Source organism: Pedobacter sp. Hv1 (genome assembly GCF_001412215.1).
In the GTDB taxonomy this organism is placed as follows: domain Bacteria; phylum Bacteroidota; class Bacteroidia; order Sphingobacteriales; family Sphingobacteriaceae; genus Pedobacter.
The window spans coordinates 167,313-179,055 of sequence record NZ_LLWP01000009.1 but is presented as its reverse complement, the minus strand read 5'-3'; the positions used below and the strand labels follow the sequence as shown (position 1 = coordinate 179,055).

The following is an 11,743-nucleotide window of genomic DNA, read 5'->3' as shown; positions in this document are numbered from 1 at the left end:
TCTGTAATTTGTTTTTATATGTAATGAATTGGACATCATTTTTAATTCATTTCGTTGTCTAATTTGAACATCATGATCTTTTCATATTCTTATTTTAATTATTAAAATCCTAATGATAGGTTAATCAAAAAGGTACGCATTGTTGGCAAACCCGCATTTTCGAAACCTGTTGCATTGCTATTTGTTGCATATACAGATTCTGGATCTATGCCATTCATGTGGCTCTTTATTAGCCAAACATTGTTACATGAAACTCCAAATTTTGCATTCTTAATAGGTGCTTTTGCTAAAAATTTACGCGGGATAGTATAACTCAATTGAACATTTCTTAATCGCACATTACTTGCATCGTAAATATTCGCCTCTGTAACTCCTAAATTATTAGCAGTTGCTACTGCTAACCAGTATTCTTGTGGGCTCACTTCTTTGGTATTGGCAACATAACCACCATTGCCATTGCTTACTACGCCAGGAACAACAAAGCTATCTCTTGCACCATTTGGTGCAGTTACTGCTGCAGTACCACTAGCCTGCATAGCAACCTGTGTAGCAGAGAATATTTCGCCACCAATTCTGGCATCAATTAAGAATGAAAGGCCAATACCTTTATATTCAAAGCTGTTGGTAAAGCCAATAAGCGCTCTTGCTTGTTGATTTCCCAGTTTAACAATTTCTGGATCACGAGTAGGTACACCATTTGCATTTAATAATATTTGATTGAAAAATGGACTGCTTTGATCCTTTACTCTTGCATACCTTGTACCATAAATCTCTCCATATTTTTCGCCAACTACGGCCAAAACAGAAACGTCATCAAAGCCTCCAAGACCATATTTTGTAACCCCTTCTGATAATGCCTCTACGGTATTGTTGTTACGCGAATAATTAAATGAGGTATTCCAATTCAATCCATTTGGCTTACCGAATACCCTACCATCGATAACCAACTCAAAACCTCTGTTTTGTATATTACCCGCATTTATTTTCTTAGCCGCATAACCACTTAAGGCATCCATAGGCAAATTGATCAACTGGCGAGTAGCGTTCGTTTTATAATAAGAGAAATCTAGTCCAATACGGTTATGTAAAAACCTCATTTCAGTTCCTATCTCAAGCGACTTGATGAGCTCACTACGAACACTTGGATCGAACAATATTGTATTTCTTCCAGCAGTTGTATTTCCATTGGGATCTTTACCAATATTAAAAGTATTGTACAATTGATACGGAGAAAGGTCATTACCCACTTGTGCATAAGACGCTCTCAGTTTACCAAAGCTGAACCAGTTTGGCATTTTTGTACCCATAGCGATTAGCATATCTGAAAACACATAAGATAAACTCACTGAAGGATAGAAGAAAGAACGATTTTCTTTACTTAGCGTCGATGACCAATCGTTCCTGAAAGTAGCATCTATATAAAGGTAACCGTCGTAATTAATTTGAGCACTTCCATAAATTGAATTTATGCGACGTTTGGAAGCATCTTGACTAACTCCGGCAGGGCTTACTCCATTATTTAAGGAGAATAGGTTTGGCACTACTAACAATCCAACACTAGAACTTAATGCGCTGAAGTTGGTTTGCATCAAATTGCCACCTAGTGTAAGCATACCACCAAATTTACCAATTACATTATCCTTTGTAGCCGTTATTAATGTACTAAAATTGGTTTCTGAAAAAGTTTGTTTCCCCATTCCAAAACGACCTGAGGAGGCAATGGGACTGCCACCATACACTTTAGACTGGGTGTTTGTTGTATATAAATCAGCTCCTCCTTTCAGTTCTGCATTTAACCAATTCGTAAAATTGTATTTAACTGACCCATTTAATATGAATCGATCTCTCGAAGCCTCATTCAGATTATATTGGTTGCTCCAATAAGGGTTAACCTGACTTCCTGCTCCTGCAAACCAAAGCATATTACCAGCCGGATTTTTTGCTGCTTCGAAAGCAGTAATGTCCATAGAGCGAGGCAACAAATAAAGTGTATAGGCACTACTGTTATCTCTACCTCCAATTGGTCTGTTGTTAGCTTTCGTATTGCTGTATTGAATTTTAGTATCAGTTACCCAACGGTCATCTGCTCCAAATTTACTCACTGCCCGAGCAGTTAAGTTATTGCGCAAAAGTTTGGTGCCTGAAACAATACCCTCATCTTCTAAGCGATTATAAGAACTATAAATCGATGTGCCTTTAAAGAGCTGTTGGAAAGAGATACTATTGTTAAGGTTGGCTCCTTGTTGCATGAAGTTTCCAACATTATCATACGTAGCCAAGCCAATTTGTTTGCCATCCCAATTTACAACCGACTGGTTTTCGGCCTTTGGACCCCAACTGGTAGTTGAAGTTGCATTATAGGTGTTATTATTCCCTTGTGCATAAGCATTTTGGACTTCTGGATTGGTAAAGATATTAGACATCCCATAAGAGCTTGTAATTGTGATCCCTAAACCGTCTTGCGCTTTTCCCGTTTTAGTAGTAATTAATATAACACCATTTCCGGCTCTTGATCCATAAAGTGCCGCTGCAGATGGGCCTTTTAATACAGAAAGTGTTTCAATATCATCAGGATTGATATCGGCAATTCCATTCCCCCTATCTAATGGCCTATTCCAATATCCATTTTCTGAGGCACCAGTAAAGTTATCAATAGGTATACCATCTACTACAATTAAAGGCTGATTACTACCTGTAAGCGAGTTGCTTCCACGAAGTAATATCTTAGAAGACCCTGCTGGGCCATCACTTGACCTCACCACTTGCAAACCAGCAATTTTGCCTGTAAGGGTGTTGGCCAAATTAGATTCCTTTGCCGAAACTAAAGTTTCTCCTTTTACTTCCTGAACACCATAACCGAGTGATTTTTTCTCTCGTTTAATTCCTAAGGCCGTTACAACAACTTCATCTAGTTTACGCTCTGTCGCAGATAGGATGATGTTAAATGCTTGAGTATTTCCCACTAAAACTTCCTGTCTTTCAAACCCCAACATGGTAAATACAAGTACATCTGTTGGATTAGCAGAAATAGAAAATCTCCCCTTATCATCTGTTTGGGTCGCTTTTGTTGTGCCTTTAACAGCAACATTAACCCCGGGAACTGGCCCTGAATTTTCTCTTACCATTCCGGTAACAGTTTTTTGTGCAAATGCAGTAATACTTAGCATCATGAGCATAAGCACACTTAAACATCTTAAGTAGTTTTTTTTCATAGTTTTTTGGTTAATCGTTTTAGTAGATTGTTTTAAAGGTGTTTGTATTTGTTTTTAATAGTAATTAAATTTTTGAGGCTTGGTTTTTACTCAGCTTGGTAGCTTTTCACAATTACACCTGTAAATGCCAATCATTTAAATTGATCTTCGAATAAGCATCTCAGAGCTGAAGTATTCTTCATTTAAGAAAAGAACAATCCGACACATTTCGGGCTGCTTAAAGCACTTACTCTTGGCTATCTGCTAGTATAAATTTAGCGGTGGTTTTAAAGAAAAAATAACATTTCACCATGCGTTTTTTACAGGGCAAAAAAATTTAACAACATGATTTATTAACGTCAATAAATTAATTTCTTGAGAGTTTATTTAAGGCATTAACCAGTTTATTTTATTAACAAAGTGTTTAATTGTTTTCTTTTTGTTTTAACCGCTCGAAGACTTTAAGATCGTTTGAAAAATAATTCTATGAAAAAACAGCGCATTTATACGAACTATAACCCATAAAAACAGCCTTTAAGATATAAATTCTCCCATAAAATGAGCTGAGAGAAAAATCACAACAAACTAAGGGTCAGATGATTTGGCTATTTTAGTTGAGCCTAGACCTATGAAAAACGCAACTGGAAAAGTAATTAAAGCCGTTAGAAAGCATTTTAATTACAAACAAGAATTTTTAGCCAACAAGCTCCATGTTACCCTAACAACCTTAGCCAATATAGAGAATGGAAGAGTAGGGCTCGACTTAGAAAAGTTATATCGTTTAAGCCTAATTTTTAGGGTTAGGGCAGGCGATATCCTTAAACTGATTATAGAGATATTTGAAAATGGAAATGAAGAAGCGCTAAACTCCGCTTTAAAGATATCAAAAAGGATTCCTAGCGATGAAGATTAACATGAATTGTTAATGGCCTAAAATTGGCGACCATTAACAATTTATTTTCTAATGTCTTTTCTTACATCTTTAAGCAACTGGATCTTAAAGAACAAAAAAGCAGCAAATGTTGCTGCAAAAAAAGCAACAATTAACCAACTATTGTTGTTATAGGCCCATCCCATTCCAAAAATGGAAAGAATTAGTCCTAAATTATAGAATACATTGATAGCAATCTTTTTACCCATAAGTGAGAAATAATGATCGAATGGAAGAAATGATAATGTTATTTATGAATAGAATGATTGAATTGGCGCAACGTCATATTCAATCACTCAACATTCTTTATTCAAAATTAGTATACCGGCATATTTGGATCAAAAGCTTCTTGCCAAGCTAAAATTCCACCTTTTAGGTTGTACAAATTATCAAAACCATGCATTTGCTCCAATTGCATAATGGCTGCAGCACTTCTTTTACCGCTACGGCATTGTACAATTACAGGTTTGTCTGTAGCAATTTTATCCGTTTCAATTAAGATACCTCCCAATGGAATGTTTACACCATCAAGATTTGAAGTCTCATATTCGAAAGTCTCTCTAACATCGATTAACTGAAAATCTTCTTTGTTATCTATCTTTTGCTTAAGTTCTTGTACCGAAATCTCTTTCATGTTCTTTATATTTTTTACAAATATACAAAAAACACTTATTGTGAAGCTGTTGTTAATTGGCCCATTGGGATTTTGATTTTTTGGATCACAGAAACCCCATCACGGAAAGAAACATAATAAAGCATCTCTGTTTTTTCTTCATAAAAAGGATTGGTTTCAAAACTTTGTCCATTCACTTTTGGACCCAGATTTTTAGGTGTCGACCAATTTTTCCAAGTATCATCCAATCTGGTGCTTACATAAAGGTCAAAATCACCGTAACCACTATAGCCATTGCTGGCAAAAATCAGTGTCTTATTATCGCTTAACATAAATGGGTTGGTTTCATCTGCTGCTGTATTTAAACCCTTGCCCATGTTTTGAAGTAAGCCAAAGCTTTCTTCATCTTTTGGTTGGGTAAAGTAAAGATCGTAACCACCCTGAGTTAGATCAGATTCGATTCCAAAAATGAGATGTTGCCCATCTTTTGCCCAAAAGGCATCCGCATAATCGCCATAATTGTTATAGGCTATTATTTTTAATGGTTTCTGATAGGTAAAAACGCCTTCGTTCAGGTTAAAAAAATCAAAGCCTAATGCATCTCCATCTCTTCTAAATTTATTCTCACTACCCATCAATATCGTTTTGCTTGCCGCTGCATGGCCTAAAATGTAGTTTAGCTTTTTATCATTCTTAATCTTCTTCGTTACATCTATAATTTCCTTGGGGTTGGTCAAATCAACGGCATGGATCTCTCCAGCCGTTTGATATTTGCTGATGGTATAGAACAAGTCTTTCTCGATAACGAAGATAGAACTGAGGTCGTAATCGATATCTGGTGCATAAATGAATTTCTCAGCAGCTGGGAGTTGATCAGCACCATCCATCAAGTTAAGCTGTGGCTGAATGGGTTCTTCACTGTCGGAAATGGCAATGGCATCAATTTGTTTCTGCCCTGGTTTGAGCGAAAAATCAAACTCTACACGAACAATTTTAACCTTTTCTTCTGGCGCTTGTAAGAAAAAATAGGCAATATCCGCATTGCTTTCTACATTGGGCGCAACTTCTATTTTTCTACGTTTTCTATTGAAATAATAAGCCCTATCTGGATTTCCTTTCGACTGCAAGCTATTCATCCACCTGATAAAACTACCTTGTTTTCTATTTACCGTATGGAGCTTGCCAGCTGCATCGCCAACCATAATTTTGGTAATACAACCTGCATTTAGATTTTCGAATACAGCAATTTGTTTTACCGTTTGCGCCTGCTCAAACTCAACTTCAACATAGGCGCTGCCCAAAGCATCTTTAGCCACCCAGGCATTAGCACTTGTCCCACCTTGAGGAAAAGCATCTGGCTTGCCTAAAATTCGTTTCACACTATTGAGTTTTCCTCCAAGATCTGACGAATACTTAAGTACCTTATTTGCAAATTGGATTTGTTGAGCTTGTACAAATAATGGTGCGAGCAAAAAGCAGCAAATTATTTTTTTCATTGATTTGGCGTTGAGTTTATAAAAAACGGCTGCAGGTAACCCTGCAACCGAACCATAAACAATGTTGATTACACAACTAGTTGTTGACCTTAATTTTCTCTACTTTTTTGCCTTTAAAAGCAAAGATAAATTCCCCATCATCTGTAATGTCAATCCCATCACCATATCTTTCACTTCCGCCTTTACCTTTTGATTCTACCTTGCCTTTTATTGCCCCATTGGTCATATCAACACCATAGATTACATTTTTGGAGTTTTTCTGGTTACGCAAAAAGTAATTTCCACCAATTTCATAGAAGAAATCAACATCTGGTAGTTTATCTGTAGCATACACTCTTTTACCATCTGCCTTTTTGTAGCTGGCCAAACCTTTCTCTGATAATACCACCACAATTTCTCCAAAATCAATTACATCTGTTGCTTTACCTACTCTGGCATCATTGTGTTTCACATCGAACAACTGTTTGCCTGATTCAATATCATAGGCATAAAATTCATCTCCATCACCTACAAAAACTGTTTTGTCTTCATTGATGATCATGTCTGTAATTCGTTTGTCAAAGCGTTCAGAACGCCATACTGTTTGTCCAGTATTGTCATCTAAAGAGAGGATTCCATTTTTCTGATTGATGTAATCTGTATAAATTTTGTATTCTGTTTCAACCCCACTGGATGTTCTTCTGGTTTCAATTTCTTGAACTTCTACCTTTCCACCTACTTGTACCATTACCCTGTTGTTTGTTCTGTAGATATGCGGCATAGAAAATGCACCTGCAATTTTTTCTGAGGCCCAAATAAGCTTACCTGTTTCCAGATCGTGTTTTTCTACATACTTGGTACGGCTACGGTTGGCAAAGATGACAATATACACTGCGTCTTTAGTGAAAATGGGATTGGCTAAAGTTCCATAAATTCCCTTTTTAGATCGGTTGCCCAATATACTCGAAGATTTGCTCATATCGTTCTCATACTCTACCTCCCAAACCTTTTGCCCATTATCTAAATTGAAACACTGCAACCCATCTAACCACAAGAAAACCTTATTCCCTTTGATATCCAGATTAACCAAAGCCTCCCTAGAAACCAGTTTCTTTTCAATAGTTCCTCTAAATGTGGCATCCCATAAAATCTCTCCATTGGCAGCATTAATTTTAACCAATTGGTTTTTAAATCCAGAGAACAATGCTGCCAGGGCCGTTGGTTTGTAATTGATCATTACAATTTCATTTTTACTTCTGTCGTAAACATATTTACCTATACTTCCCTTAAATAGTTTGGTTTCCCAAATTTTTTCGCCAGTTTTTGCCTTTACCATGTTCAAGCCATCTTTTTGGGCAATCATAAAAGCATCTAATTCATTGATATAATTAACGGTTTCTACTGGGCCACCATCTTTTGAAAGTAGGTTCTGATAGTTTTCAGAGTTCCACATCTCTTTCCCAGTTTTCACGTTGATTACGGCAACTCTGTCTGTACCTAATTTTCTACTGTCAAAAAGAAATAGATAACCTCCATCATTACTTTTAATGTAATATTGAAACTCAGAGTTATTGGTTTTGTTGGTCGTAATTTTTTTGAAATCGCCTTCCCAAAGCTGCTTGCCATCACCATCTAAAACAGTTGCAGAGTTATCATCTGTGCCCAATATAAAAGTGCCTTCTTGATTAGTCATTGCTAACCTATTGGCCTTATTGGCAAATTCTGATTCCCAAACTGTTTTGAAATTTCCAGATTTTTTGCTGGCTTTTCCACCACCAATCAGCTTGCCCAATTGGGCATGTACAGCTCCTAAACCCACGAATAGGAGCAATGTTAAAGTGAGTAATTTTTTGTTCATGGTTTTAGTTTTTAATCTTATTCTATATTTATGGTTTGTCTAATTTTATAGCGTTGTTGTTTGGGCAGCTTGAATTCGAATTTTTGTTTCAAAACAAGGTCAGACACATATTCTATAAAGTCGATGTTTTTGATATCGCTATCTACCTTGAAAAAAGAAGATACCTTGCCATTTTGTACGATGGCCATATCTACCACCATATAGCCCTTTACCTCATTAAATTTTTTGGTCTTCTTTTTTAAGAAATCAGCACTTTTAAATAATTCATCTATTTCTTTCGTTACGGCCTCTTGTACTTGTTCTTCTTCTGTTAGTACTGGCCTCTTTTGTGCATAAGATTGGAAAGCAAATAAGGAAGTGAACAATACACAAAAGCCTAAGGCTATTAAGTAAATTTTTAGGGCGTATAATTTTTTCATTAGAAAAAGTGCTTATTGATGCCTTCAAAATTGGATGAAATAAGATTCTGTTTAAATACCCGCAATTTGGTATTTTAGCATACCCAATAACACGTAGCAAATTCATTTTTAGCAGACCGATTGTAACAAGTTCGGCCATTATGCGTTTAATAATAAATCTTGATTAATCGGTTAATCTCATGAATGATATCTCTCGTTTCTTTTGGTTTTGCTCTGGCGCTCATATCGCTACATTAGAAAAACATCCTACAGAACACAATAAATACCTTGGCATTGGCGCAACCATCTTTTTTACGGGATTATTTGCTGCACTGTCTGGCGGTTATGCCATGTATTTTGTATTTAAAGGCGGAGATTGGGCATGGTTGTTTGCCTTATTTTTCGGGATTATTTGGGGATTAGCCATCTTTAATATGGATCGTTACATTGTATCCAGTATCAATAAAAATGCAAGTACCAACAAGCAAATCTTACAAGCCACCCCACGTATTCTTTTGGCCATTATGATCGGGATGGTCATCTCTAGGCCTTTAGAACTCAAAATCTTCGATAAAGAGATCAAAGAGCGCTTAAATGTGAGTTACCTTAATGGTCAACGTTCAAAAATTGATACTTTAAATAAGGCATTCGATAAAAAATATACCATTGAACTGAATAAACTCAAAGATGCTAAAGCACAACGCGATTCGTTAGCTGCTGGTATCAAGGGCGATAGACAAAAACTAAACTTCGAGATCTTTGGGAACAAAACCAACGAAACATCTGGGGTGATGGGTTATGGACCTTATGCCAAAATGAAAGAAGCCGACCTTAAGCAACGTCAACAGAATTTAGACACTTTGTCTCAAGCGGTACGGAAGCTAGAAAATTTTGTGGATGGCAGAAAGCAGTTTGACGGTTTATTGAGCGAAAAATTATACACCAAAAAACAACTAGATAGCCTAAGCAATATTGCAGGTTTTGCCGATCGAAACTGGGCTTTAGGCCAATTGAGCTTTAATGTTGATGGAACTAGAGATACCAATACGGCAATTGCCGTTACCTTTATTGGCCTGCTCTTTATTTTCTTCGAGTGTTTACCAGTTTTTGTAAAACTGATGAGTGGCCGTGGTCCCTATGACCAGTCTGTAGAGAATCTAGAAATTTCTCAAGTTCACCATTCTAATAAAGAAAGAGAATTTGAAGTAGAAGTGGCAGATGGCATTCATGAAACCAAGGTAAGTACCGAAATAGAGAAACGAAAGGAACTGATCCGTAAAAGTGCCATTAGAGCATTAAACCAAGAAGAATAAGCGGCCTTAAATTGCCATATCTCAGGTATTAATTTACGTACAATTTGTAGTTTTTGCCGAATAGCAGTACCTTGAGGCAATATTTAAATTTATGAAGAAAATTATACTTGCCATTAGTTTAATCGCAATTGCCAGTGCCGTAAACGCACAACAGGAAATTAGCTATGAAGTTAGTTTTAAAAATGCAATTCATCATGAAGCGCAGATCAGCATGACCATTCCGAATGTGCCTGCTGGATCTTTAAAAGTTCGAATGGCTCGCTCATCTCCTGGTAGATATGCCACCCACGAGTTTGGAAAAAATGTGTATAATTTCAAAGCTTTCGATGCTTCAGGTAAAACATTAACCTTAAAACAACCCGCTGGTGATGTTTACGAAATCCCAACCCATGGTACCAGTGTAAAGATTACTTATACTTTGTTTGGCAATTGGATTGATGGTACTTATGCTGGTTTCGACGAAACACATGCCCACATGAACATTCCTGCAACTTTTGCCTTTCCTGTTGGGATGGATAAAAGACCACGAACCGTAAAATTCAACTATGCAGAAAAGCAAAACTGGAAAGTGGCTACACAATTGAAACCAATGGGGCAAGACAAGTACTATGCACCCAACTTTCAGTATTTTATGGATAGTCCGATAGAGATTTCTGCTTACAATACTGCTAGCTGGCAAGTCAAAAATCCTGATGGCAAAATACAAACCATCCATTTGGTTTCGCATTCTAATGATGAACAACAAACCATAGATAAGTACGCAGAGATGCTTAAGAAAATGGTGGCCGAACAAATGGTAGTTTGGGGAGAATTGCCAAATTTCGATTATGGTAATTATTACTTTTTACACGATGTTTATCCTACCTATGCTGGCGATGGAATGGAGCACAGAAACTCTACTTCAATTGTACAACGTACCCCAAAAATTGCAGGTAATGAGGCCAACTTGTTAGGCACCTTTTCTCATGAGTTTTTCCATGCTTGGAATGTAGAACGATTGAGGCCTAAAACCTTGGAACCTTTTAATTTTGAGCACGCTAATGTGAGCGATGAACTTTGGCTAGCCGAAGGCTTTACACAATATTATGGCAATTTGCTGTTAACGAGAGCTGGATTTAGATCGGTAGACAATGCGGCACAAACCTTTAATGGATTAGTAAATAGTGTTTTAAATTCTCCCGGAGCTAAAAACTTTTCGCCAATAGCTGCTAGTAGATATGCTGTTTTCGCCGATGCAGGTGTAGCTATCGATCAAACCAATAAAGGAAATATTTTCACTTCTTATTATACTTATGGTGCTGCCGTTGCCTTAGCCTTAGACCTTCGTTTAAGAGCAGAGTTTAAACTTACCCTTGATGATTATATGCGTGCTTTATGGAAAGCCTATGGCAAACCCGAAATTGCCTATACTGTTCCAGATCTAGAAAAAACTTTAGGTACCTTAACTAAAAATCCAGCCTTTGCTGCAGATTTCTTTAAAAACTATATTTATGGAACTACAAAAAATGATTATGCCAAATTACTGTTAAATGCAGGATTTGTGCTGCGCAAATCAAATCCTGATAAGGCCTATACAGGCTTGGGCAGGTTAACTTTCGAAAATGAAAAAGCCGCTTTACCACAAACCACTATGGGCACACCTGCCTACAATGCAGGCTTAGATGTGGGTGCTATCTTATTAACCGTTGATGGGGTGGAGATCAAAGATCAAGCCGCATTAACTAAAGTAACCGAAGCACACAAACCTGGCGATGTTGTTACAGTTACCTACAGTTACAATGGCCAAGAAAAAACAACCAAACTTACGTTTGCCGAAAACCCTGCTCTAGAATTACTAAGCATTGAAAAAACTGGTGGCATACTTACTCCTCCCATGCAAGCATTTAGAGACCATTGGCTACAAACTCAAATTAAATAATCAAACTCAACTCGGTTAAACCCGACCTTAACTATTATGATAAAAT

9 protein-coding genes are annotated in these 11,743 nt (G+C 36.9%); 3 read left to right on the top strand and 6 right to left on the bottom strand.

Annotated elements, in window-relative coordinates:
- Positions 1-101 precede the first annotated feature (101 nt).
- The gene (locus AQF98_RS16960) at positions 102-3,212 is read right to left on the bottom strand and encodes a SusC/RagA family TonB-linked outer membrane protein (RefSeq protein WP_055133157.1); all 3,111 of its coding nucleotides are present in this window, start codon (positions 3,210-3,212) and stop codon (positions 102-104) included.
- Positions 3,213-3,819: 607 nt separating this feature from the next.
- Between AQF98_RS16960 and AQF98_RS16955 the strand changes: the two genes are divergently transcribed.
- Positions 3,820-4,104: a helix-turn-helix transcriptional regulator gene (locus AQF98_RS16955; protein ID WP_055133156.1), complete on the top strand. Its 285-nt coding sequence runs from the start codon at positions 3,820-3,822 to the stop codon at positions 4,102-4,104.
- 41 nt (positions 4,105-4,145) lie between these two features.
- Here the strand turns inward: AQF98_RS16955 and AQF98_RS16950 are convergent, their stop codons facing one another.
- From AQF98_RS16950 to AQF98_RS16930, 5 genes are all read right to left on the bottom strand, one after another.
- A complete protein-coding gene (locus tag AQF98_RS16950; RefSeq protein WP_055133155.1) occupies positions 4,146-4,331 on the bottom strand; it encodes a DUF6358 family protein in 186 nt (61 codons plus the stop codon).
- 107 nt (positions 4,332-4,438) lie between these two features.
- Positions 4,439-4,756, bottom strand: coding sequence for a rhodanese-like domain-containing protein (locus tag AQF98_RS16945; RefSeq protein ID WP_055133154.1), 318 nt, complete (start codon positions 4,754-4,756; stop codon positions 4,439-4,441).
- A 35-nt stretch (positions 4,757-4,791) separates the two neighbouring features.
- Entirely contained in the window at positions 4,792-6,231 is a 1,440-nt protein-coding gene (locus AQF98_RS16940; RefSeq protein ID WP_055133153.1) for a PD40 domain-containing protein, read from the bottom strand.
- 76 nt (positions 6,232-6,307) lie between these two features.
- The gene (locus AQF98_RS16935) at positions 6,308-8,068 is read right to left on the bottom strand and encodes a PQQ-binding-like beta-propeller repeat protein (protein ID WP_055133152.1); all 1,761 of its coding nucleotides are present in this window, start codon (positions 8,066-8,068) and stop codon (positions 6,308-6,310) included.
- Between the two features lie 17 nt (positions 8,069-8,085).
- The gene (locus AQF98_RS16930; RefSeq protein ID WP_055133151.1) at positions 8,086-8,487 is read right to left on the bottom strand and encodes a hypothetical protein; all 402 of its coding nucleotides are present in this window, start codon (positions 8,485-8,487) and stop codon (positions 8,086-8,088) included.
- A gap of 179 nt (positions 8,488-8,666) precedes the next feature.
- Here AQF98_RS16930 and AQF98_RS16925 point away from each other — a divergent pair, with 179 nt between their 5' ends.
- Together AQF98_RS16925 and AQF98_RS16920 are read left to right on the top strand one after the other, a co-directional pair.
- On the top strand, positions 8,667-9,779 hold the full coding sequence (locus AQF98_RS16925) for a DUF4407 domain-containing protein (RefSeq protein ID WP_055133150.1): 1,113 nt from the start codon (positions 8,667-8,669) through the stop codon (positions 9,777-9,779).
- Positions 9,780-9,870: 91 nt separating this feature from the next.
- Complete coding sequence (locus AQF98_RS16920; RefSeq protein ID WP_055133149.1) at positions 9,871-11,697, top strand: M61 family metallopeptidase; 1,827 nt, start codon at positions 9,871-9,873, stop codon at positions 11,695-11,697.
- The last annotated feature ends 46 nt before the right edge of the window (positions 11,698-11,743 follow it).